The sequence below is a fragment of the Pseudomonas sp. S34 genome (genome assembly GCF_009866745.1).
In the GTDB taxonomy this organism is placed as follows: domain Bacteria; phylum Pseudomonadota; class Gammaproteobacteria; order Pseudomonadales; family Pseudomonadaceae; genus Aquipseudomonas; species Aquipseudomonas jessenii.
On the sequence record NZ_CP019398.1, the window covers coordinates 4,616,158 to 4,640,676 of the forward strand.

Below are 24,519 nucleotides of genomic sequence, written 5' to 3' on the forward strand. Positions count from 1 at the left end.
CAGTTCCCGACCCGCTGTCAGAAGAGGTTAGCAATAAATTACAACACGGTACCTCCTCAGAATTTACCGCTGGCTTCCTGAGAACACCATAACCACCGGCCTGATCAGTCCTGATATCAAGGCCAAGACACCTACCGCCGATGCTCCTTGTCCCCAAGCCCACCTGCCGAGGATTGAAGGGGCATCAACAACCCTATCACATCAACGATTCGTTGTTAGCGGCACCATGCGTTCTGATTTGACGTCGAATGCTGACCTTTGCTGAAAATGTTTTAAATAGCGGCTCACGGTAACGCCCCTCCTCCGGCTTTCCAGTGCTTTGCTGATAGCTGATCAGAGATTCAATATTCAGCTCCCACCAATCACCAATATAAAGGGACACTTACAGAGGCGCTCATAGCAATAAATGCCACCCGCCGCAAACCTGGACCGACGATACTGCGCAGGCTTGCGTGATATTTGACTACCCGCCATCTCTACAGCTTCTTTATGTGGCGACAAACAAGTAAATAGGTGAAGGCTCAAGCACGACTTTTCCTGACAATGACAAAATGGCGGACCAGCGCGATCATGAAACCAAGTACACAACCCAGGAATAGCCCCAGCAATATTATGAGTCCCTTTTTCGGTTTGATAGGGAGGTCGGGCTGCTCGATTGGACCATCCTGACGATAGACAGAGACAGTGTCCGGGTTAACCTGTAGATCCTTGTAAAAACTTTGCTTGTTTTGAAGCGTTCTTAGTTGCCCTATGAAAGGATCATCAGATTTTCGTGATTCAAGGTTCTGAATTTCCGCCTTTAGAGCTTTACTACCGCGCATATATGTCAGCTGTCCATCCATACCAGCGGAGACCTCAGCGGAAAGATCGCCCGAGATGATAGGTGGATTCTCTAGCCCAACGGCCTCGGCAACCGCTAGCGCCTCGCGCAATCGTGTGATGGAATCCTGGCGAATCCGCTTTTCAGCTTCTTGCAGTGTAGTGATCTGCTGGCCAAGATTGCGTACTCGCACTTCAGCTTCACGGGTGATATTACTGATCATTTCTTTTTCCGCTGCGGCACCCGCCCGCGCTGCAAAATCCTTCACCCACACGACGGCACTTGCAGGATCCTCACCTTTAGCTACAACGGAATAACGATCTGGCTGTTCCTTGGTTGGTAGGCCTATAGTCAATAATTTTAAAAAATCAGAGTACAGCAGATCTTGCGATCCACTGCGCTCGGACGGCGACAATGAAGGTAGATATACTTGATTGAAGAAAGCACGTCGTAATGATTCACTCTGCAAATTGCGGGTGAATACTTCGTATACATCTTTAATCGTAAAGGGTGTCAGTTCTGTACCGAAAGTTCGGCCATAGTTGAAATCGGCGATATCGTTCATGGTAGGTGGCTGCAGGTAAACACGCGCCTCATACACCGGCTTACTCAAAAATGCATAAGTCGCTGCTGCCAATACTCCGACTAAAGCGACACCAAATATCAAAAGCTTCTGAGCCCATAACTCCGCAAACAGTTCAAACAGGTCAGTCCCATCGGGGCGCTGTGTGGATGCCGGGGTGTTCGCCATATAAAATTTCGCCTATTCATTTTAATTGTAGACAGGATGCGAGTTTTATTTCTTTCGCATCCTATCGACACGAATCATCACAATAACCAGGCGACCCGCAGAGCTACCAGCTATTAGTAGCGACTGAAACTCTCTACGAGCGCGGGCTGGAGCGAACGATTCGCGACCAGCTCACAGGGAAGGCAAGACCAACAATCTTTGCAGGTACTGACCATAGCCAGTCTTCTTCAGTGCATCAGCTTGAGATCCCAACTGCTCAGCAGTAATCCAGCCACTGTTGTAAGCAATTTCTTCCAGACAAGCTACCTTCAACCCCTGACGCTGCTCGATGGTATGCACAAAATGGCTGGCCTCAAGCAGCGAATCATGAGTACCGGTATCCAACCATGCAAACCCGCGCCCGAGCATTTCAACGTTGAGGGTCTTTTTTTCGAGATAGACACGGTTGACATCGGTAATCTCCAATTCGCCACGTTCGGACGGCTTGATACTTTTTGCTATCTCGACAACCTGGTTGTCGAAGAAATACAAACCAGTCACCGCGTAGCTGGATTTAGGCCTGAGCGGTTTTTCTTCAATACTCAAGGCTCGGCCTGAGGAATCAAATTCCACCACGCCGAATCGCTCGGGATCGGAAACGTGATACCCGAAAACTGTCGCACCATGAGTTTGAGCACTAGCGGAGCGGAGTTTGTCCGAAAAGTGCTGGCCGTAAAAAATGTTATCACCCAAGATGAGGCAGCATGGATCTTTGCCGATGAACTCTTCACCTATGATGAATGCTTGCGCAAGACCATCCGGGCTTGGTTGTTCCGCGTAAGTAAGCTTGATGCCATAAAGGCTGCCATCCCCCAACAGCTTGCGGAAGCACGGTAAGTCTTCTGGGGTGGAAATGATCAGAATTTCACGCATCCCGGCAAGCATGAGCACCGACAGCGGATAAAAAATCATTGGCTTGTCGTATATCGGTAGCATTTGCTTGGAAACACCGAGCGTCAACGGATGCAACCGAGTTCCCGAACCACCGGCTAGAATGATGCCTTTACGATTTGTCGTTGTCATTTGTTCAGAACTTCCATAAGCATTCGGGTTACACCACTTTGCCAATCCGGTAAGTGCAGAGAAAAATTATCACGCAGTTTCCGGGTATTCAGCCTCGAATTCAAAGGACGGCGTGCAGGCGTTGGATACGCGGTGGTTTCTATAGGATCTACAGCTGTGACGGCGAGTTGCTCGGCATTGGCCTTGGCAAATTCGATCACATAGCGGGCATAACCATGCCAGGAAACCTCACCGCTTGCTGCCAAGTGATATAGACCTGACAGCTCCGGACGCTGGACGGCTTGCTGGATGGCCAACGCCGTCACATCTGCAATCAGGTCGGCACCAGTGGGTGCTCCGATCTGGTCTGCAATGACGCTCAGTGTTTCTCGATCCTTGGCCAGACGCAGCATGGTCTTGGCGAAGTTGTTACCGCGAGCTCCGTAGACCCAGCTGGTACGGAAAATCAGGTGCTTACATCCGGATGCAATTACTGCCTGCTCTCCCGCGAGCTTGGTGGCACCGTAGTGATTCACGGGGGCGACAGCATCTGTCTCCCGCCAAGGGGTGGAGCCCTGCCCGTTGAAAACATAATCGGTAGAATAGTGAATCAGCCATGCACCCGAGGAGGCGGCCTCTTCAGCCATGACTTGGGTTGCCAGACTGTTCACTCTGTCTGCCAACTCGGTTTCGGACTCGGCCTTGTCCACGGCAGTGTAGGCCGCCGCATTGACGATGACATCAGGTTTGATCTTGCGGATTGTGGCGCGCAAGGCATCGAGATCGGAAATATCTCCCGTCAAACCATCAATCGCACGACGGTCCAATGCGATCAGCTCACCCAAAGGCGTAAGGGAGCGTTGCAGCTCCCAGCCCACTTGACCATTTTTTCCCAACAGAAGGATTTTCATGCTTTGCTCGAGCGATCCGCGTAGTTCTGGTCGATCCACTGCTGATAGCTGCCGCTCTTGACGTGCTCTACCCACTCGGTATTGTCCAGATACCATTCAACCGTCTTGCGGATGCCGGTTTCGAAGGTTTCTTCCGGAGTCCAGCCTAGCTCGCGCTGGATTTTTCTGGCATCGATCGCGTAGCGCTGATCATGGCCAGGTCGATCTTGAACGTAGGTGATCAGGCTGGCGTGCGGACGGTGCGCGGAATCTGGACGCAGTTCATCAAGCAATGCGCACAGGGCGTGAACCACTTCGATGTTTTGCTTTTCGTTGTGGCCGCCGATGTTGTACGTCTCGCCAATCACGCCTTCGGTGACAACCTTGTAGAGTGCCCGGGCGTGATCCTCGACGTAAAGCCAGTCACGAACCTGGTTACCTTGACCGTAGACAGGAAGCGGCTTGCCTTCCAAAGCATTGAGGATGATCAGCGGGATCAGCTTCTCGGGGAAGTGGCAAGGGCCGTAGTTGTTCGAGCAATTGGTTACTAGTGTCGGCAAGCCATAGGTGCGAGCCCAGGCGCGAACCAAGTGGTCGGAACTGGCCTTGCTGGCGGAGTAAGGCGAACTTGGCTGGTAGGGGGTGGTTTCAGTGAAAAGCTCTTCGGGACCTTCAAGGTCTCCATAAACTTCATCAGTCGAAATATGATGGAATCGGAAACCGGCTTTACGCGTATCGTCGAGCGCCAACCAATAGTGACGAGCAGCTTCCAGCAAAGTATAGGTGCCGATGATATTGGTCTGGATGAATTCAGACGGACCAGAGATGGAGCGATCGACATGAGACTCTGCAGCCAAGTGCATGATGGAGTCCGGCTGGTGCTCGCGCAAAACCCGATCGATCTGTTCACGGTCACAAATATCAACACGCTCGAATACATATCGCGAATCTTGGCTGACTCCTGCCAGGGACTCAAGGTTGCCCGCATAAGTGAGCTTATCGACGTTAACGACCGAATCGGTAGTGTTGGAAATGATATGACGGATGACTGCCGAGCCGATAAATCCGGCGCCGCCGGTTACTAGAATTTTCACGCGAAACCATACCCTTGAGTAACTGACAGGGCCGCCAACCGAGCGCTGTCTAATCCATGAACGCAAAAGCCATCAAGCTTGCTGAGGCTTCTGACAGAGTCAGCCTGATTCGATGTGGGCATATGCCACTATCGAACAAACGCAGCATTTTACAGCTTAATGAAGGTTTTACTATTGGATATAGACAAGCTGCGGTCCAACTCGACGAGCATCTTCGGTTAATTGCAATCAGACAACACGCTTGCGTGAAGATCTGAACTCTCGTCCCAAAACCCAACCCAGTATCGGTCCGATTGCCATGCCGACCAATAGCGCCAGGACCATGAGCAACGAAACTGGCAGCTGCGGCCCGACCAATCCAAAGAACAGTAGGGAAATTGATTGCTGATTTTCGAGGATAAACGCAAGGAACGCCAGCATCAGTACTAGCACGAATACAGCGAGCAGTACACGCTTGAAGTTACGCATGAACGAATCCTTGAAGTGCTACAGACATCACACCTCCTCCTCTTCGTCCTCATTCACCCGATCTCTAAGCTCTTTTCCCGGCTTGAAATGCGGGACGAACTTACCATCGAGACTGACAGACTGGCCGGTTTTCGGATTGCGCCCTACCCGTGGAGCGCGGTAGTGCAGAGAGAAGCTGCCAAACCCCCGGATCTCGATACGATCCCCGGTAGCCAGACATTGGGACATTTGCTCAAGCATGGTCTTGATGGCCAGCTCCACATCCTTGGATGAGAGCAGCCCTTGATGGGTGACAATTCGTTCGATCAACTCCGACTTCGTCATATTTTTCCCTTCTTTTTCAAGCAGCTAGATCAGCGCTTCAAAGGTTTTAGCATGCCTGCACGATTTTGAACAGCCTGAGTTTTGCCATCCATCCCAGGCCCCCAAAATGCTTGATTCCCGGAACAGGAAGACTCTGGGCGATCACCCTGTCATCGGCAAATCACCAGCATAGTGCGCGTCAGAAAACCTGCCGGATTGAACCCAAAAAGCCCCCCTTCCTCCTCCTCTTCCTTGAGATCATCAGACCTTGTCACAACCTGGTAGCCCATCCCCTTGCATTCCCTGGCCGCACGCTTGTAACACTTCTCCCATTTCGAACCGAGCCCCGAGCAATCGACCTCAATACCGCTAACCCCACGCACTACGTGAGTTTTGGCGTTAGTGGTACAACCCGCCAATGCCAGCACGGCTACTGCGACAATGAGCTTGTTCATTCACGTCCTTTTGCCAGAAAGCCTATCGGGCGATCATTAGCCTCAGGCTAAAGACTAGCTGCAAATAAGCGATTGATCCGACTAAACATTCAGACCTTCTTTCGGCGTTTTTGGTTCACGACCCAAGCAACTACATCCGAACGCAATTCACCAAACGCCAGGCACAAAAAAGGGCGACCGAAGTCGCCCTTTTTTACAGAAAGTCAGAACTTAGTTCTGCTTTTCCATTTGTGCACGCAGCAGGTCACCCAGAGTGGTGGCCACAGGAGCATCAGTAGCTACTGGCTTGTCGCGCAGGCTCTGGATTGCTTCCTTCTCGTCTTCAACGTCTTTCGACTTGATCGAGAGCTGAATTACACGGCTCTTGCGGTCAACGCTGATGATCTTGGCTTCTACTTCTTCGCCTTCTTTCAGAACGTTGCGCGCGTCTTCAACGCGGTCACGGCTGATTTCGGAGGCTTTCAGAGTCGCTTCGATATCGTCGGCCAGAGTGATGATGGCGCCTTTAGCGTCAACTTCCTTCACGATGCCTTTAACGATGGCGCCCTTGTCGTTCTCTTGAACGTACTCGGAGAACGGATCGCTTTCCAGTTGCTTGATACCCAGGGAGATGCGCTCGCGCTCTGGGTCAACCGACAGGATAACGGTGTCCAGCTCGTCGCCCTTCTTGAAGCGGCGAACGGCTTCTTCGCCCACTTCGTTCCAGGAGATGTCGGACAGGTGAACCAGACCGTCGATGCCGCCGTCCAGACCAATGAAGATACCGAAATCGGTGATCGACTTGATGGTGCCGGAGATTTTATCGCCCTTGTTGAACTGGCCAGAGAAATCTTCCCATGGGTTAGATTTGCACTGCTTGATGCCCAGGGAGATACGACGACGCTCTTCGTCGATGTCCAGAACCATAACTTCCACTTCGTCGCCGACTTGTACGACTTTCGAAGGGTGGATGTTCTTGTTGGTCCAGTCCATTTCGGAAACGTGTACCAGACCTTCAACGCCTTCTTCCAGCTCAGCGAAGCAGCCGTAGTCGGTCAGGTTGGTTACACGCGCGGTAACGCGAGTGCTTTCTGGGTAACGGGCTTTGATAGCAACCCATGGATCTTCGCCCAGTTGCTTCAGGCCCAGGGAAACACGATTGCGCTCGCGATCGTATTTCAGAACCTTGACATCGATCTCGTCGCCAACGTTGACGATTTCGGAAGGATGCTTGATACGCTTCCAAGCCATGTCGGTAATGTGCAGCAGGCCATCGACGCCACCCAGATCGACGAATGCGCCGTAATCGGTGAGGTTCTTGACGATACCTTTGACTTGTTGGCCTTCCTGCAGGGATTCCAGCAGAGCTTCGCGCTCGGCGGAGTTCTCGGCTTCCAGGACGCTGCGACGGGAAACGACAACGTTGTTGCGCTTCTGGTCCAGCTTGATGACCTTAAATTCCAGCTCTTTGCCTTCCAGGTGCGTGGTGTCGCGCACTGGACGGACGTCAACCAGAGAACCTGGCAGGAACGCACGGATGCCGTTAACGTCGACAGTGAAGCCGCCTTTAACCTTACCGTTGATAACGCCCTTGACCACTTCTTCGGCTGCGAAGGCTGCTTCCAGAACAATCCAGCATTCAGCGCGCTTGGCTTTTTCACGGGACAGCTTGGTTTCACCAAAGCCGTCTTCAACCGAGTCCAGAGCAACGTGAACTTCGTCACCGACGTTGATGTTCAGTTCGCCAGCGTCGTTGTAGAACTGCTCAAGCGGGATGAGTGCTTCAGACTTCAGGCCAGCGTGAACGGTTACCCAGCGAGCCTGGTAATCGATATCAACGATAACACCGGTGATGATGGAGCCTGCCTGAAGGTTCAGGGTTTTTAGGCTTTCTTCAAAGAGTTCCGCAAAGCTTTCGCTCATTTTAATTCCTGTTGATGAGGGCGAAGAATACGCCCATCTCCACACCCCAGACGGTGTGGGTTAGTTTCATTTAAAAGAAGCCACCGCAGGACTATGACTGGTCCCCTGCGGCCTTCTTGGTCACCCGGCGATATCGCGAATGGCGATCTCGCTCATGATGCGTTCCAGCACCTGATCGATGGATAATTCCGTGGAATCCAGCTGTATGGCGTCAGCCGCCGGTTTAAGCGGGGCTACCGCTCGCTGGGTGTCACGCTCATCGCGCGCACGTATCTCATCTAGCAGACTCGACAGACTAACACCCTCGACCTTGCCCTTCAACTGCAAATATCGACGGCGTGCCCGTTCCTCGGCGCTGGCGGTCAGAAAAATTTTCAGCGGTGCGTCCGGAAAAACCACTGTGCCCATGTCGCGACCATCCGCCACAAGACCCGGCGCCTCCTGAAAAGCCCGCTGGCGCTGCAGCAGCGCCTCGCGTACAGCGGGCAGCGCAGCCACCTGGGAAGCGCCGGAACCGACGCTTTCGGTACGAATGACATCGCTGACTTCATCACCTTCCAGGATGATGCGTTGCAACTGACCGTCCGTCGCCGCGATGAACTGCACATCCAGATGAGCGGCGAGTTTCTTCAGCAGCTCTTCATTGGTCAGGTCGACACCATGGTTATGCGCGGCGAAGGCCAGCAATCGGTACAACGCACCGGAATCCAGCAGGTTCCAGCCCAGGCGCTTGGCCAGAATCCCGGCTACCGTACCCTTGCCCGAACCACTTGGCCCATCGATGGTGATGACCGGTGCAATGTTGTTCACGACTGTGCCTCTTGCGCCACGCGAATACCGACCTGTGCGCACAGCGCCAGGAAATTCGGGAACGACGTCGCGACGTTGGCGCAATCATGAATGCGGATTGGCGCACTGGCGCGCAGCGAAGCGACGCTGAACGCCATGGCAATACGGTGATCACCATGACCGTGCACTTCACCGCCGCCGATCTGGCCGCCGTCGATGATGATGCCATCCGGGGTTGGTTCGCACTTGACGCCCAGCGCCAGCAAACCATCCGCCATGACCTGGATGCGATCCGACTCCTTGACCCGTAGCTCTTCGGCACCACGCAACACGGTGCGCCCTTCGGCACAGGCGGCGGCGACGAACAGCACCGGGAACTCGTCGATCGCCAGCGGAACCAGCGCCTCGGGAATCTCGATACCCTTGAGTTTAGCTGCACGTACGCGCAAATCCGCCACCGGCTCGCCACCCACTTCACGCTGGTTTTCCAGAGTGATGTCGGCGCCCATCAGGCGCAGGATGTCGATCACGCCGGTACGGGTCGGGTTGATGCCGACGTGTTCCAGCACCAGTTCCGAACCTTCAGCGATCGATGCCGCTACCAGGAAGAACGCCGAGGACGAAATATCACCCGGGACTTCAATGTGGGTCGCGGTCAGCTTGTTGCCGGACTCGACCGATGCGGTCGCACCGTTGACCGTTACCGGGTAGCCGAAGCCACGCAGCATGCGCTCGGTATGGTCGCGGGTCGGAGCAGGCTCGGTCACCGTGGTCTTGCCTTCGGCATACAGACCGGCCAGCAGCAGGCAGGACTTAACCTGGGCACTGGCCATCGGCATGGTGTAGGTCAGGCCCTTGAGCTTGTTGCCACCACGAATGGTCATCGGTGGACGACCTTCGGCGGCGGTTTCGATCACCGCGCCCATTTCACGCAGCGGATTGGCCACGCGATTCATCGGGCGCTTGGACAGCGAAGCGTCGCCGGTCAGGGTGCTGTCGAAGTTCTGCGCAGCCAACAGGCCGGACAGCAGACGCATCGAAGTACCGGAGTTGCCCAGATAGATCGGGCCCGGTGCCGGCTTCAGGCCATGCAGGCCGACGCCGTGAATGGTCACGCGACCGTGGTGCGGACCTTCGATGACCACGCCCATGTCACGGAACGCCTGCAAGGTCGCCAGGGCATCTTCGCCCTCGAGGAAACCTTCGACTTCGGTGACGCCTTCGGCCAGGGAGCCAAGCATGATCGAACGGTGGGAAATCGATTTGTCACCCGGTACGCGAATCCGACCGGACAGGCGGCCACCAGGTTGAGCCAGGAAAATCAGATCGTTGGAATTCATAGCGTCCACATAGGCCCTGCGGGCCAGGATTTTACTGAAATGCTCGCGGGCAACCCGGGCGCGAGTGAAAACGCCCAACAATTGGTGCCCATCCCCTGCATCGACCGCGTCGCGCAAGGCGTCGAGATCGCTGCGAAATGTATCGAGTGTGCGCAGGACAGCTTCGCGGTTGGCGAGGAAGATGTCGTGCCACATGACCGGGTCGCTTCCGGCGATTCTTGTGAAATCGCGGAAACCGCCCGCAGCGTAACGGAAGATCTCAAGATTTTCATTGCGCTTGGCCAACGAATCGACCAGGCCGAACGCCAACAAGTGCGGCAGATGGCTGGTCGCGGCCAGTACTTCGTCGTGACGCTCGACCTGCATGTGCTCGACATCGGCGCCCAACTCGCGCCACAAACGGTCGACTACCGCCAGGGCTGCCGGATCGGTTTGCTCCAGCGGCGTCAGGATCACCTTGTGGCGACGGAACAGTTCAGCGTTGGAGGCTTCCACCCCACTCTGCTCTGAACCGGCAATCGGGTGCCCCGGCACAAAGCATGACGGCATCTTGCCAAATGCTTCGGTGGCCGCGCGCACCACATTGCCCTTGGCACTGCCGACATCGGTCAGAATCGCCTGCCCCAGATCCATGCCCGCCAGACGCGCAAGCACTTTCTCCATGGCCAGGATCGGCACCGCCAGCTGGATGACGTCGGCGCCCTGACAAGCAACACCCAGGTCTTCCTCGCAGCGATCCACCACACCCAACTCGACCGCGAGCTTGCGCGATTGCGGATCGAGATCGACTCCGACCACTTCGCGGCACAGACCGCTTTCACGCAAGCCCTTGGCAAACGAACCGCCGATCAACCCGAGACCGACCACCACCAGGCGACCGATCATAGGTTCAGCAGATTGCAGCGCAGTGACATCAACCACGAGCCAGAACCTTGGTCAGCGCCTCAAGGAAGCGGCTGTTCTCTGCCGGCAGGCCAATGGTGATGCGCAGGTGGTTTGGCATGCCGTAGTTGGCCACCGGACGCACGATCACGCCTTCACGAAGCAAGCCCTGGAACACCGGGGCCGCAACCTGACCGAGATCGACGCAAATGAAATTGCCTTTGGATGGTATCCAGCTCAGCCCCAGCTCACGGAAACCGGCCTCCAGCTGCTGCATGCCGGACTCGTTCAACTGACGACTTTGCGCCAGATACTCTTCGTCCTTCAACGCCGCACAGGCCGCGGCCAGGGCCAGGCTGTTGACGTTGAACGGCTGGCGTACACGGTTCAGCACGTCTGCGACCACCGCCGTGGACAAGCCATAACCCACGCGCAGCGCCGCCAGGCCATAGGCCTTGGAGAAGGTGCGGGAAACCAGCAGGTTCGGATAAGCCGCCAGAAAATCCAGGCCATCCGGCAGATCGCTGCCTTCGGCGTATTCGATGTAAGCCTCGTCCAGTACGACCAGCACATGCTCCGGCACATCCTGCAGGAATTCGTCGAGCGCCTCGGCGTCGAACCAGGTCCCGGTCGGGTTGTTCGGGTTGGCGATGAACACCACGCGGGTGTTGGCATCAATCGCCGCCAGCATGGCAGGCAGGTCATGCCCCCAATCCTTGGCCGGAACCACCTTGGCCTGTGCGCCGACCGCCTGGGTGGCAATCGGGTAGACAGCGAACGCATGCTCGCTGAACACGGCGTTCAGGCCCGGTGCCAGATAAGCACGCGCAACCAGTTCCAGGATGTCGTTGGAACCGTTGCCCAACGTGACCTGATCGAGTTCGACGCGGCACTGCTCGGCCAGCAGGCTCTTGAGGGCAAAACCGTTGCCGTCCGGATAACGGGTCAGCTCGGCCAGCGCATCGCGGATCGCCGCCAGCGCCTTGGGACCAGCGCCCAGCGGGTTTTCGTTGCTCGCCAGCTTGATGATGCTGGCTGGATCGAGGTCCAGCTCACGCGCCAGTTCGTCCACGGGCTTGCCCGGAACGTAAGGCGAAAGTTGTTGCACGCCCGGCTGTGCCAGAGCGAGGAAATTGCCACTCATTTGCTACCGCCCCTTAGAGAACTGCTTTCGGGTAGGAACCCAGCACCTTGAGTGCCACCGCTTCCTGACTGATCTTTTCCAGCACACCTTTGACCAAGGGGTCGCGGTGGTGGCCGACGAAGTCGATGAAGAACACATAGGTCCATTTACCGCTGCGCGACGGACGAGTCTCGATTCGCGTCAGGTCGATGCCATTGTCGTGGAACGGCACCAGCAACTCGTGAAGCGCACCCGGCTTGTTGCTCATCGAAACGATGATCGATGTCTTGTCGTCGCCGGTCGGTGGCACTTCCTGGTTGCCGATCATGAGGAAGCGCGTGGAGTTATCCGGACGGTCCTCGATTTTTTCGGCCAGACGGGTCAAGCCGTACAGGCCGGCCGCCATATCGCCGGCAATCGCCGCCGAGTTCCACTCACCCTTGACCCGCTTGGCCGCTTCGGCGTTGCTGGACACCGCCACGCGCTCGACATTCGGGTAATGGGCGTCCAGCCACTTGCGGCACTGGGCCAGTGACTGGGCGTGGGAGTAGATGCGGCTGATGCTGTCGGTCTTGGTGTTTTCACCGACCAACAGGTGATGGTGGATACGCAGCTCGACTTCACCGCAGATCACCATGTCATGTTCGAGGAAGCTGTCGAGAGTGTGGTTGACCGCGCCTTCGGTGGAGTTCTCCACCGGCACCACACCAAAATTCACCGCCCCCGCCGCCACTTCACGGAACACTTCGTCGATCGCCGCCATCGGCTTGCTGATCACGGCGTGGCCGAAGTGCTTCATGGCCGCTGCCTGAGTGAAGGTGCCTTCAGGGCCGAGATAAGCCACTTTCAGCGGCTGTTCGAGCGCCAGGCACGAAGACATGATTTCACGGAACAACCGCGCCATCTCTTCGTTGCCCAGCGGCCCCTGGTTGCGCTCCATAACACGCTTGAGCACCTGAGCTTCGCGCTCGGGACGATAGAACACCGGCACTTCGCCTTCGGCCAGCGAGGCCATCTTTACTCGCGCGACTTCCTGGGCGCAGCGCGCACGTTCACTGATCAGCTCCAGGACCTTTTCGTCCAGGGCATCAATGCGCAGGCGCAGTGCCTTGAGTTCTTGCTCAGACATTAGCCGTGTTCCTTCTCGAACTCTGCCATGTACGAAATCAGCGCATTGACGGCGTTGATGTCGACGGCGTTATAGATGGAGGCGCGCATGCCACCCACGGAACGGTGGCCCTTGAGGTTCAACAGGCCACGCTCGTCGGCACCGGCCAGGAACGGCTTGTCCAGGCGATCATCAGCCAGGCGGAACGGCACGTTCATCCACGAGCGGTCCGACTTGTTGATCGGGTTGCTATACAGGCCGCTGGCATCGATGAAGCTGTACAGCGTGCGCTGCTTGACTTCGTTGAGCTTGCCGATGGCCTCGACGCCGCCCTGTTCCTTGAGCCACTCGAACACCAGGCCGGACAGGTACCAGGCCAGCGTCGGCGGGGTGTTGTACATCGAACCGTTATCGGCCGCGACCTTGTAGTCGAGCATGGTCGGGCACAGGGAACGGGCCTTGCCCAGCAGGTCTTCGCGTACGATGTTGACGACGATACCGCTCGGGCCGATGTTTTTCTGGGCACCGGCGTAGATCATGCCGAAGCGCGACACATCCACCGGGCGCGACAGGATGTCCGAGGACATGTCGGCCACCAGCGGAACATCGCCGGTTTCCGGGATCCACTGAAACTCCAGGCCGCCGATGGTTTCGTTCGGCGCGTAGTGAACGTAGGCCGCGTCTTTCGACAGCTTCCACTCGTTCTGACCGGGAATGGCGAAATAATCGTAAGGCTTGGCGGTGGCGGCAACGTTGACGTGGCCGAAACGCGAAGCTTCTTCGATGGCCTTCTGCGACCAGATACCGGTGTCGATATAGTCGGCCGAGCCGTTTTCCGGCAACAGGTTCAGAGGGATCTGAGCAAATTGCTGGCTGGCGCCGCCTTGCAGAAACAGCACTTTATAGTTCGAGGGGATATTCAGCAGATCACGCAGATCCTGCTCGGCCTTGGTGGCGATGGACACGAACTCATCACTGCGATGGCTCATTTCCATGACCGACAGACCCTTGCCGTGCCAGTCGAGGAGTTCACCCTGGGCGCGCTGCAGGACAGCTTCGGGAAGCGCCGCAGGACCGGCACAGAAGTTATAGGCTCTCTTGCTCACATCCAATCTCGCTCTGATTTGGTGGTATCACGCAATAAATCACAACATCAATCACCACGGAACCAATGTGGGAGCGGGCTTGCTCGCGAAAGCGGTGTTTCAGGCGACATCTGTGCTGAATGTCAGACCGTATTCGCGAGCAAGCCCGCTCCCACATTTGATCGTCGTGGGTGTCGAAATTTTCTAAAGGGACAAACAACAAGGGGGCGAATTTTCATCCGCCCCCTGCTTGCCCACTTATTCCTGTGGTTCTTCGTCAGCGGCGGCGTCGAGTTGCTGGTCTTCGGCAACGTCGTCGATCACGACTTCACCAACAAACCCTTCACCCTCTTCACCTTCCAGCTCTTCACCCTCGACTTCCGACGGCTCTTGAACCCGCTCCAGCCCGACCAGTGTTTCGTCGTTGGCCAGTTTGATCAGGGTCACGCCCTGGGTGTTACGACCCAGGCTGGACACTTCGTCGACACGGGTACGCACCAGGGTGCCCTGGTCGGAAATCAGCATGATTTCCTCGCCGTCGAGTACCTGGACCGCACCGACCAGACGGCCGTTACGTTCGTTGCTGACCATGGCGATAACGCCCTGACCGCCACGTTTGTATTCAGGGAACTCGGTGATCGCCGTGCGCTTGCCGTAGCCACGCGCCGAAGCGGTGAGGATCTGGCTGCCTTCTTCCGGAATCAGCATGGAAATCAGCTTCTGACCTTCCGGCAGACGCATGCCGCGCACACCGCGGGCGGTACGGCCCATGGCGCGAACGTCGGATTCCTTGAAACGGGTGACCTTGCCGCCGTCGGAGAACAGCATGACTTCACGCTCGCCATCGGTGATGGCCGCGGAAATCAGCACGTCGCCTTCGTCCAGTTCCAGTGCGATCAGGCCGACGCTGCGTTGACGGCTGAAGGATTCCAGCGGGGTCTTCTTCACGGTGCCGTTGGCGGTGGCCATGAAGATGTAGTGACCTTCGGTGTATTCCTCGACCGGCAGCATGGTGGTGATGTACTCACCGTCGTCCAGCGGCAGCAGGTTGACCAGCGGACGACCACGGGCAGCGCGGGACGCTTCAGGGATTTCGTAGGTTTTCAGCCAGTACACCTTGCCCTTGCTGGAGAACAGCAGCAGCGTGGTGTGGCTGTTGGCAACCAGCAGGTGAGCGATGTAGTCCTCATCTTTGACGCCAGTCGCCGACTTGCCTTTACCGCCACGACGCTGGGCCTGGTACGCAGCCAGCGGCTGGGTCTTGGCGTAGCCACCGTGGGAAATGGTCACGACGCGCTCTTCTTCCGGGATCATGTCACCCAGGGTCAGGTCGAGACGGGCATCGAGGATTTCGGTACGACGCACGTCGCCGTACTCGGCGCGAATCACTTCCAGCTCTTCGCGAATCACTTCCATCAGGCGCGTGGCGCTGTTGAGGATGCGGATCAGCTCGCCGATCTGGTTGAGGATCTCTTGATACTCGGCCAGCAGCTTTTCGTGTTCCAGGCCGGTCAGGCGGTGCAGACGCAGTTCCAGAATGGCTTGCGCCTGCTCTGGCGACAGGAAGTACTTGCCGTCGCGCAGACCGTATTGCGGATCGAGGTTTTCCGGACGGCACGAATCGGCGCCGGCACGTTCGACCATTGCCACCACAGCGGAGGATTCCCAAGGGGTGCTGACCAGCGCTTCCTTGGCTTCCGACGGCGTTGGCGAGGCCTTGATCAGGGCGATGACCGGGTCGATGTTCGACAGGGCAACCGCTTGACCTTCAAGGATGTGACCACGCTCGCGCGCCTTGCGCAGTTCGAACACGGTACGACGAGTCACCACTTCGCGACGGTGGCGGACGAAGGCTTCCAGCAGATCCTTGAGGTTCAGGATCCGCGGACGGCCGTCGATCAGCGCGACGATGTTGATGCCGAACACCGCTTGCAGCTGGGTCTGGGCGTAGAGGTTATTGAGGATGACCTCAGGCACTTCGCCGCGACGCAGCTCGATCACGACGCGCATACCGTCCTTGTCGGACTCGTCGCGCAGCTCGGTGATGCCTTCGAGCTTCTTCTCTTTTACCAGCTCGGCGATCTTCTCGATCAGACGCGCCTTGTTCAGCTGGTAAGGGAGTTCGGTGATGACGATCTGCTGGCGGCCACCGACCTTGTCGATGTCTTCGATCATCGAGCGGGCGCGCATGTAAATGCGCCCGCGACCGGTGCGGTAGGCTTCGATGATGCCGGCACGACCGTTGATGATCGCGGCGGTCGGGAAGTCCGGACCGGGGATGTATTGCATCAGTTCATCGACAGTCAGCTCTGGATTGTCGATGAGCGCCAGGCAACCGTCGATGACTTCACCGAGGTTGTGCGGCGGAATGTTGGTCGCCATGCCCACGGCGATACCGCTGGAGCCGTTGACCAGCAGGTTGGGAATACGGGTCGGCATGACCGCCGGGATCATTTCGGTGCCGTCGTAGTTCGGCACCCAGTCCACGGTTTCTTTATGCAGGTCAGCCAGCAGCTCGTGCGCCAGCTTGGTCATGCGCACTTCGGTGTATCGCATGGCCGCGGCGTTGTCGCCGTCCACCGAACCGAAGTTGCCCTGGCCGTCTACCAGCAGGTAGCGCAGGGAGAATGGCTGCGCCATCCGAACGATGGTGTCGTACACCGCGGTATCACCGTGCGGGTGATACTTACCGATCACGTCACCGACAACACGGGCAGATTTCTTGTACGGCTTGTTGAAGTCGTTGCCCAGCTCGCTCATCGCGAACAGCACGCGCCGGTGCACGGGCTTCAAGCCATCGCGCGCATCCGGCAGTGCCCGCCCGACAATTACGCTCATCGCGTAGTCGAGGTAGGACTGCTTCAGCTCGTCTTCGATATTGACCGGGAGGATTTCTTTGGCCAGTTCGCCCATGAGAAGCCTGATTCCTTTTTCTGGTGAAACTTCGTCACATCCATATGGGACCAACGAAGCTCGCCGATACAGGCTGAGTGCCATGCACCGACTTACGACAAATCAACGAGTTATGCCATGGATCTGCGCAGTACGGGTCGCCACTTCGGGCAACCCTGGAAACCGCCGGATGTTATCACAAGAGCCGCCACGCACCTATCCCCCAGATGCGCATGGAGAGTAGTTAGTTGACCGGTGACAGGCTTGAAGGGGACGAGAGGGGCTTAGAGGCTTGATGATTGCAGATTTCAGGCTCGATTCAGGCTGATTTGTTGACTTTGCGGGCCTCTTCGCGAGCAAGCCCGCTCCCACACTGGATCGGCGTCGCGTACATATTTTGCGACCGACTTGGTCCAATGTGGGAGCGGGCTTGCTCGCGAATACAATTCATCAGTCGCCAAAGAGCCTTAATGCAGACGCTTGCGGCACATCAACTGCGCCATCTTCGCCGTATCCGGGCGTTCGACGATGCCTTTTTCGGTGACGATCGCATCGATCAGGTCCGCCGGAGTCACATCGAACACCGGATTGAACGCTTCGACATCCGCGCCCACCCGCTTGCCGCCGACCTCCAGCAACTCGCGGCCATCACGCTCCTCAATCGGAATGTCATCGCCGCTGGCCAGGTGCATGTCGATGGTCGAACTCGGCGCCACCACCATGAAGCGCACACCGTGATGCATGGCGTTGACGGCCAGTTGATAGGTGCCGATCTTGTTGGCCACGTCGCCATTGGCGGTAATCCGGTCAGCACCGACGATGACCCAGGTAGGGCCTTTGGTCTTCATGATATGCGCGGCGGCGGAATCGACATTGAGGGTCACGGGAATGCCTTCATTAGCCAGTTCCCACGCAGTCAGCCGCGAGCCCTGCAGCCATGGGCGGGTTTCGTCGACATACACCCGCTCGACCATGCCCTCGATGAAAGCCCCACGAATCACCCCCAGTGCCGTGCCAAAGCCGCCCGTGGCCAGTGCGCCGGTGTTGCAGTGGGTCAGGATCGCCTGGGCGTTGCCCTGATGCTTGCGGATCAGGTCCACACCCAGTTGCGCCATGGTCAGGTTGGCTTCGCGATCACTTTCGTGAATGGCGATGGCCTCTGCTTCCAGCACCTCCAGCGGATCGGCATTGTCTTTCAGGCGATCAAGCCGGTCGTGCATGCGTCCCAGCGCCCAGAACAGGTTGACCGCGGTGGGACGGGAATCGGCCAGCAGCGCGAAATCCTCTTCCAGCGCCGCGTACCAGTCGCCACCTTCGGCAATCCGGGCACGGGCCGCGAGCACGATGCCATAAGCGGCACTGATACCAATCGCCGGCGCACCGCGCACCACCATCGAGCGAATGGCCTCGGCCACACCGGCTGCACTGGTGTAGGCGATCCAGGTTTCCTCGAACGGCAAAATGCGCTGATCCAGCAGATGGAGAGCGCCATCACGCCAATCGATGGCCTTTACCTTTTCCGCAGCCAACAGTCGATCGCGCATCCCTCACCCCGCACTCATGAACAAAAGCCGCCGATTATAGCGATCCCCCCGCGAAGACGCTCGGGTATACTTCGCCATCCTTTACAAAAGCACTGGAACCGACCCTCGATGCCGAACACTGCCGCTGCGCTCGACCTGTTATTGCTGCCGACCTGGCTGGTACCCGTCGAACCCGCTGGTGTTGTCCTCAAGGAACACGGCGTGGGCATCCGTGATGGGCGCATCGTGTTTATCGGCCCACGTTCCGCCGCACTGAAGCTTAACGCAACCGAAACCCGCGAGTTGCCCGACATGTTGCTCAGCCCCGGCCTGATCAATGCCCACGGGCACGCGGCGATGACGCTGTTCCGTGGCCTGGCCGATGACCTGCCATTGATGACCTGGCTGGAAAACCACATCTGGCCCGCCGAAGCCAAGTGGGTCGACGAGGACTTCGTGCGCGACGGCACGGATCTGGCAATCGCCGAGCAAATCAAAGGTGGCATCACCTGTTTCTCTGACATGTACTTCTTCCCGAAGGTTGCCAGCGAGCGCGTGCACAACAGCGGCATTCGCGCGCAGATCGCGATTCCGATCCTCGACTTCCCCATTCCGGGCGCCGCTACAGCGGACGAAGCCATTCGTCAGGGCGTCGAGTTGTTTGGCGATCTCAAGCACCACGAGCGCATCAAAATCACCTTCGGCCCCCATGCACCCTACACCGTGGGCGATGAAAATCTGGAAAAAATCCGGGTGATCGCCGAAGAACTGGACGCCTCGATCCACATGCACGTGCATGAAACGGCGTTTGAAGTGCAGCAATCGGTCGAACAGCGCGGCGAACGACCGCTGGCACGACTGGCGCGCCTGGGCTTGCTGGGGCCACGCTTCCAGGCGGTTCACATGACCCAGATCAGCGAAGAAGACATGACGCTGCTGGTAGAAAGCAACAGCAGTGTGATTCATTGCCCGGAATCGAACCTGAAGCTGGCCAGCGGGTTCTGCCCGGTAGAGCGCTTGTGGCAGGCTGGGGTCAATGTCGCGGTCGGCACCGATGGCGCGGCCAGCAACAACGACCTGGACCTGCTCGGCGAAACCCGCACCGCAGCCCTGTTGGCCAAGGCTGTCGCCGGCTCGGCCACCGCACTGGATGCCCATCGTGCCTTGCGCATGGCCACCCTCAACGGCGCCCGGGCACTGGGTATCGAGGCCGAAGTCGGTTCGCTGGAAATCGGCAAGGCCGCGGACATGGTGGCTTTCGATCTCTCGGGCCTGGCCCAGCAGCCGGTCTACGACCCGGTTTCGCAGCTTATATACGCCACCGGCCGGGACTGCGTGAAACACCTTTGGGTTGCCGGCAAGCAGTTGCTCGACGACCGTCGCCTGACACGCCTGGATGAACAACAGCTAAGTACTGTCGCGAAGGCCTGGGGCCGGCGCATCAGTGGCCGCACCGAATCGTAAGCACCCTGGAGCACAATCCGGGGCAACAGGATTTTTCAAGTTTTAGAGGACTTAAACCATGAGCAACGTCGACTACGCCGAAATCGCCAAATTCGAGGCCCTGGCCCATCGCTGGTGGGACCGCGAAAGCGAATTCAAACCGCTGCACGACATCAACCCGCTGCGGGTGAACTGGATTGACGAGCGGGTCAACCTGGCCGGCAAGAAGGTCCTCGACATCGGTTGCGGCGGCGGCATCCTCAGCGAAGCCATGGCTCAGCGCGGCGCGACCGTGATGGGTATCGACATGGGCGAAGCGCCGCTGGCGGTTGCCCAGCTTCATCAGCTGGAGTCGGGCGTGAGCGTCGAATACCGGCAGATCACCGCCGAAGCCCTGGCCGAGGAAATGCCCGAGCAGTTCGACGTGGTCACCTGCCTGGAAATGCTTGAGCACGTGCCAGACCCGTCGTCGGTCATCCGTGCCTGCTTCCGCATGGTCAAGCCCGGCGGCCAGGTGTTCTTCTCGACCATCAACCGCAATCCGAAGGCGTACCTGTTCGCCATCGTCGGTGCCGAATACATCATGAAGCTGTTGCCGCGCGGCACCCACGACTTCAAGAAATTCATCCGCCCTTCCGAACTTGGTGCCTGGAGCCGCATGGCCGGCCTGACTGTCAAGGACATCATCGGCCTGACCTACAACCCGCTGACCAAGCACTACAAACTGGCCTCCGACGTGGACGTCAACTACATGATCCAAACCCTGCGCGAGGAATAAGCCGATGCCAATCAGAGCAGTTCTTTTCGACATGGACGGCACCCTGCTCGACACCGCGCCGGACTTCATTGCGATCTGCCAGGCGATGCGTGCCGACCGTGGCTTGCCACCGATGAACGACAAGCACATTCGCGACGAGATTTCCGGCGGCGCCAAGGCGATGGTCGCAGTGACCTTCTCCATGGACCCGGAATCGCCGGGATTCGAGGAGTTGCGCCTGGAGTTCCTGGAGCGCTACCTCGTTGGTTGTGCCGTCCATAGCAAGCTGTTCGACGGCATGGGCGAACTGCTGGCGGACATCGAGAAGGCCAACCTGATCTGGGGCGTGGTCACCAACAAGCCGCTGCGCTTCGCCGAGCCGATCATGCAACAGCTGGGACTGGCCGAGCGTTCGGCGCTGCTGATCTGCCCGGATCATGTGAAAAACAGCAAACCGGATCCCGAGCCGCTGATCCTCGCCTGCAAGATGCTCGACCTGGACCCGGCCAGCGTGCTGTTCGTCGGCGATGACCTGCGCGACATCGAGTCCGGCCGTGATGCCGGCACCAAGACCGCTGCAGTGACCTTCGGCTACATCCACCCGGATGACAACCCGCGACACTGGGGAGCGGACGTGGTGGTCGATCATCCGTTGGAGCTGCGCAAGGTTTTGGATAGCGCCCTCTGTAGCTGCTGAGACTGTCGTTGACCTCTGTAGGAGCGAGCTTGCTCGCGAAGAACCTGAGAGCGCCACGGGGTGCCAGACTTGTCGCGTCATCGTTTACGCCCATCGTCGGAACGCCGCCCGGAGCAAGCTCGCTCCTACAGGGATAGCGCTTGACCTGAAGAATTTTGTAGAGGTTTTTTATGTTTGATTATTCCGCCCGCCCCGAACTGCTCAAGGATCGGGTCATCCTGGTCACCGGCGCAGGACGCGGCATCGGTGCCGCAGCGGCAAAAACCTACGCAGCCCACGGCGCAACCGTGCTGCTGCTGGGCAAGACCGAAGCCAACCTGACCCAGGTCTACGACGAAATCGAAGCCGCCGGCCATCCACAACCGGCAGTCATCCCCTTCAACCTCGAAACCGCCCTGCCCCATCAATACGATGAGCTGGCAGCGATGATCGAAAGCGAATTCGGGCATCTCGACGGCCTCCTGCACAATGCCTCGATCATCGGCCCGCGCACGCCGATCGAGCAGCTTTCCGGCGAAAACTTCATGCGGGTCATGCAAGTCAACGTCAATGCCATGTTCATGCTCACCAGCACCCTGCTGCCGCTGCTCAAGTTGTCGCAGGATGCCTCGGTGGTGTTCACTTCCAGCAGCGTCGGCCGCAAGGGGCGTGCGTATTGGGGCGCTTACGGCGTCTCCAAATTCGCCACTGAAGGCTTGATGCAAACCCTGGCTGACGAAGTCGATACTGTGGCCCCGGTGCGCTCCAACAGCATCAACCCGGGCGCCACCCGCACCAGCATGCGCGCCCAGGCTTACCCGGGTGAAAACCCGCTGAACAACCCGACGCCCGAGGAGATCATGCCGGTCTACCTTTACCTGATGGGCCCGGACAGCACCGGTATCAATGGCCAGGCGTTCAACGCCCAGTAACGACCGTACGTCGCTTTTTAGTGCCGCGCCAGCTTCCTGTCGCGGCACTTGAAGGCTCTCGGGTTCGAGCCAGGCACCTGTCAAACAAACGTCACACGCCGCGCCACACAGGCAGCAGACAACCAACAACCCATTGATTTAATACAGCTTTTATTCGGATGAACCGAATGGCACGACTTTCGCTCTAAGTTTGCTCAGACACGTAAAGTGAAAGCAGACGGGGGTGAAGCTTGAGCGCAGAGATTACTCATCTTCTACAAAGCGGATTAAACTTGTACGAAATGTCCTACGGGACTGACGGACCAGTACGACGCGCAGCCCTAAGCCGCTCTCACCCTGCTTGTAAGACAGCCTTACTGCTTAGGGGCGCATGCCTTATGAAACCACCTTCCCAGACCAACGCAATTGACTTCGATAGCGCCAAATTGCAGCGCCTGGGCTTTGGTCAGCAGCCGCCCCTCCTGGAAAGACCTGTCAGTCTTGCGCAATTGCGCCAGCAACTGAGCCTGCAGTTGCAAACCAGTCTGGAGCCGCAACGCATTCTTGGGACGTTCTATCGCGAGATTCAGCGGTTGGTACCGTTGGACGCCTTGTGCTACCAGCACAAGAGCAGTGACCTGCGCCTGGAGTTCGGCCAACGCGGCCACCACTCCATCAGTTACAGCCTCAGCCACGAAGGCGAACACCTGGGTGAGCTGATCTTCCGTCGCAATCAGCGTTTCAGCGAACAGGATCAGGGCAATCTCGAATCACTGCTAGCCGCACTGCTTTTCCCGATGCGCAATGCGCTGCTGTACCGTACCGCCACCCAAAGTGCACTGCGCGACCCGCTGACGGGTGCCGGTAACCGCATCGCCATGGACCAGACGCTGCAAAGGGAAATCGAACTGTCCCGGCGCCATCTGCAACCGTTGTCAGTACTGATGCTGGACATCGATCATTTCAAGCTAGTCAATGATACCCATGGCCACAGCACAGGCGATGACGTGCTCAAGGCGGTCGCCGCCACGATCAAAAACCAGCTGCGCAACGTGGACATGGTGTTCCGCTATGGCGGCGAGGAGTTCCTGATCCTGCTGTCGAATACCTGTCGCGAGGCCGCGGCCATGGTCGGTGAGCGGCTGCGGTTTGCAGCCCAGTCTGAAGAGTACCTGGCCGATGGTCACAGGATCCTGCTGACGGTCAGCCTCGGCTGTTCGACCCTGTTGCCCGGCGAGTCTGCCGAAAGTCTGTTGCGACGGGCAGACAGCGCGTTGTATGTGGCCAAGCGCGAAGGTCGTAACCGGCTGGAGATGGCGGGCTGATTTTTCAGCCACGACACAAACCAATGTGGGAGCGGGCTTGCTCGCGAATGCGGTGTATCAGGTGGCATGGATGTCACTGATATTCCGCCTTCGCGAGCAAGCCCGCTCCCACAGTTTTTATTGCGTGATTTCTGGATCAGCTCTCGGCCAATGCCATCCGCTCACGCACGACCGGTACCCGCTCTGCGTGCTCCATTTGCATGCAACGTTCGAGAAACAGGTACATATAGTCGTAGCTCTTGCAAACGGCCTGACGCAACTCCACCTGCAGGGATTTGCCGGGGTTGGTACCCGCCAATGTGCAGATGATCTCCAGGGCTTCCCATGGATGGGCATCGTCGTACTGGGCATGCATCTTCAGCCACTTCATCGCCCGCTTGCGATCTTCCTCGGGGAACGAGGCGGCGTAGATACCGTTGGAACACACTACCGCCGACCATTCCCCGGTCGCCCCTTCGATGGCGTAGTTGGTGGCGGCAATCGCAACGATCAGCGAGTCGGCTGAACTGGTGTGCCAGCACCAATGGCTCAGGGCGTGAAGCTCAGGGGGAACCTGCTGAGCCTGCAGCTCTTCCAGGCTGACACCGTGCGCGCGACTCCAGTTCACCCAGTAATCGGCGTGGTTCAGCTCGACGCGGATGTTACGCATCAGCCAGCGACGGGCCATATCTTCGCCGGGATGACGGGCAAAGCGGGTCTTGGTCAGGTTTTGTGCCATATACAACGCGAACTGTTCGACCACCGGCCAGCCACCGATCAGGTACTGGCGCATGGTCTTCGCACTGAGTTTGTTGTCTCGCATGCGTTGGTACAGTTCGTGTTCGACAACCCGGCGCTTGCTCTCGCTGCAATCCTGGATCAGGCGCTGGGCCCAGGCAGGGTAACTTGCAGCTTCCATGAGCGGTCCGGTTCGGTTGAATGTATCGATCACTGTCGAGCTC

Annotated in this window: 21 protein-coding genes; 5 read left to right on the forward strand and 16 right to left on the reverse strand. The window is 57.9% G+C overall.

The annotated features are described in order from the left end of the window. Positions 1-521: 521 nt before the first annotated feature. The 15 genes from PspS34_RS20500 to mtnA form a co-directional block, all read right to left on the reverse strand. Positions 522-1,571, reverse strand: coding sequence for a Wzz/FepE/Etk N-terminal domain-containing protein (locus tag PspS34_RS20500; RefSeq protein ID WP_159390322.1), 1,050 nt, complete (start codon positions 1,569-1,571; stop codon positions 522-524). Between the two features lie 171 nt (positions 1,572-1,742). After that, positions 1,743-2,633, reverse strand: a complete 891-nt coding sequence (rfbA, locus tag PspS34_RS20505; RefSeq protein ID WP_159390323.1) for a glucose-1-phosphate thymidylyltransferase RfbA — start codon at positions 2,631-2,633, stop codon at positions 1,743-1,745. Continuing rightward, positions 2,630-3,523 carry a dTDP-4-dehydrorhamnose reductase gene (gene rfbD, locus PspS34_RS20510; RefSeq protein ID WP_159390324.1) on the reverse strand — a complete coding sequence of 298 codons (894 nt, stop codon included), beginning with the start codon at positions 3,521-3,523 and terminating at the stop codon, positions 2,630-2,632. Before rfbD ends, rfbA begins: the two co-directional genes overlap by 4 nt. Then, entirely contained in the window at positions 3,520-4,596 is a 1,077-nt protein-coding gene (rfbB, locus tag PspS34_RS20515) for a dTDP-glucose 4,6-dehydratase (protein WP_159390325.1), read from the reverse strand. The genes rfbD and rfbB overlap by 4 nt, the downstream gene beginning before the upstream one ends. Positions 4,597-4,824: 228 nt before the next feature. Continuing rightward, positions 4,825-5,064, reverse strand: coding sequence for a lipopolysaccharide assembly protein LapA domain-containing protein (locus PspS34_RS20520; protein ID WP_159390326.1), 240 nt, complete (start codon positions 5,062-5,064; stop codon positions 4,825-4,827). Positions 5,065-5,091: 27 nt separating this feature from the next. Then, a complete protein-coding gene (gene ihfB / locus PspS34_RS20525; RefSeq protein WP_045060270.1) occupies positions 5,092-5,388 on the reverse strand; it encodes an integration host factor subunit beta in 297 nt (98 codons plus the stop codon). Between the two features lie 149 nt (positions 5,389-5,537). Further along, a complete protein-coding gene (locus tag PspS34_RS20530; RefSeq protein ID WP_154860282.1) occupies positions 5,538-5,822 on the reverse strand; it encodes a hypothetical protein in 285 nt (94 codons plus the stop codon). 210 nt (positions 5,823-6,032) lie between these two features. Then, entirely contained in the window at positions 6,033-7,724 is a 1,692-nt protein-coding gene (rpsA, locus tag PspS34_RS20535; protein ID WP_007973639.1) for a 30S ribosomal protein S1, read from the reverse strand. Between the two features lie 120 nt (positions 7,725-7,844). Beyond that, on the reverse strand, positions 7,845-8,534 hold the full coding sequence (cmk, locus tag PspS34_RS20540; protein ID WP_007973641.1) for a (d)CMP kinase: 690 nt from the start codon (positions 8,532-8,534) through the stop codon (positions 7,845-7,847). Then, a complete protein-coding gene (locus PspS34_RS20545; RefSeq protein ID WP_238786611.1) occupies positions 8,531-10,738 on the reverse strand; it encodes a bifunctional prephenate dehydrogenase/3-phosphoshikimate 1-carboxyvinyltransferase in 2,208 nt (735 codons plus the stop codon). The genes cmk and PspS34_RS20545 overlap by 4 nt, the downstream gene beginning before the upstream one ends. A gap of 28 nt (positions 10,739-10,766) precedes the next feature. Further along, complete coding sequence (gene hisC / locus PspS34_RS20550) at positions 10,767-11,879, reverse strand: histidinol-phosphate transaminase (protein ID WP_057713771.1); 1,113 nt, start codon at positions 11,877-11,879, stop codon at positions 10,767-10,769. 13 nt (positions 11,880-11,892) lie between these two features. Next, the gene (gene pheA, locus PspS34_RS20555) at positions 11,893-12,987 is read right to left on the reverse strand and encodes a prephenate dehydratase (protein ID WP_007939916.1); all 1,095 of its coding nucleotides are present in this window, start codon (positions 12,985-12,987) and stop codon (positions 11,893-11,895) included. Then, on the reverse strand, positions 12,987-14,072 hold the full coding sequence (gene serC / locus PspS34_RS20560; RefSeq protein ID WP_057713770.1) for a 3-phosphoserine/phosphohydroxythreonine transaminase: 1,086 nt from the start codon (positions 14,070-14,072) through the stop codon (positions 12,987-12,989). Before serC ends, pheA begins: the two co-directional genes overlap by 1 nt. 237 nt (positions 14,073-14,309) lie before the next feature. Then, the gene (gyrA, locus tag PspS34_RS20565; protein ID WP_057713769.1) at positions 14,310-16,964 is read right to left on the reverse strand and encodes a DNA gyrase subunit A; all 2,655 of its coding nucleotides are present in this window, start codon (positions 16,962-16,964) and stop codon (positions 14,310-14,312) included. Positions 16,965-17,410: 446 nt separating this feature from the next. Next, the gene (mtnA, locus tag PspS34_RS20570; protein ID WP_057713768.1) at positions 17,411-18,487 is read right to left on the reverse strand and encodes an S-methyl-5-thioribose-1-phosphate isomerase; all 1,077 of its coding nucleotides are present in this window, start codon (positions 18,485-18,487) and stop codon (positions 17,411-17,413) included. 108 nt (positions 18,488-18,595) lie between these two features. Here mtnA and PspS34_RS20575 point away from each other — a divergent pair, with 108 nt between their 5' ends. The 5 genes from PspS34_RS20575 (at position 18,596) to PspS34_RS20595 (ending at position 23,578) form a co-directional block, all read left to right on the forward strand. Then, a complete protein-coding gene (locus PspS34_RS20575) occupies positions 18,596-19,930 on the forward strand; it encodes a TRZ/ATZ family hydrolase (protein ID WP_154910851.1) in 1,335 nt (444 codons plus the stop codon). A 58-nt stretch (positions 19,931-19,988) separates the two neighbouring features. After that, positions 19,989-20,687 carry a bifunctional 2-polyprenyl-6-hydroxyphenol methylase/3-demethylubiquinol 3-O-methyltransferase UbiG gene (gene ubiG / locus PspS34_RS20580; protein ID WP_008148706.1) on the forward strand — a complete coding sequence of 233 codons (699 nt, stop codon included), beginning with the start codon at positions 19,989-19,991 and terminating at the stop codon, positions 20,685-20,687. 4 nt (positions 20,688-20,691) lie between these two features. Next, complete coding sequence (gene mupP / locus PspS34_RS20585) at positions 20,692-21,363, forward strand: N-acetylmuramic acid 6-phosphate phosphatase MupP (RefSeq protein WP_057713765.1); 672 nt, start codon at positions 20,692-20,694, stop codon at positions 21,361-21,363. A 170-nt stretch (positions 21,364-21,533) separates the two neighbouring features. Then, a complete protein-coding gene (locus PspS34_RS20590) occupies positions 21,534-22,274 on the forward strand; it encodes a YciK family oxidoreductase (RefSeq protein ID WP_007999919.1) in 741 nt (246 codons plus the stop codon). 377 nt (positions 22,275-22,651) lie between these two features. Next, positions 22,652-23,578: a GGDEF domain-containing protein gene (locus PspS34_RS20595; RefSeq protein ID WP_057713764.1), complete on the forward strand. Its 927-nt coding sequence runs from the start codon at positions 22,652-22,654 to the stop codon at positions 23,576-23,578. A gap of 136 nt (positions 23,579-23,714) precedes the next feature. Here the strand turns inward: PspS34_RS20595 and PspS34_RS20600 are convergent, their stop codons facing one another. Continuing rightward, complete coding sequence (locus tag PspS34_RS20600) at positions 23,715-24,509, reverse strand: iron-containing redox enzyme family protein (RefSeq protein ID WP_150812239.1); 795 nt, start codon at positions 24,507-24,509, stop codon at positions 23,715-23,717. Positions 24,510-24,519: the final 10 nt, after the last annotated feature.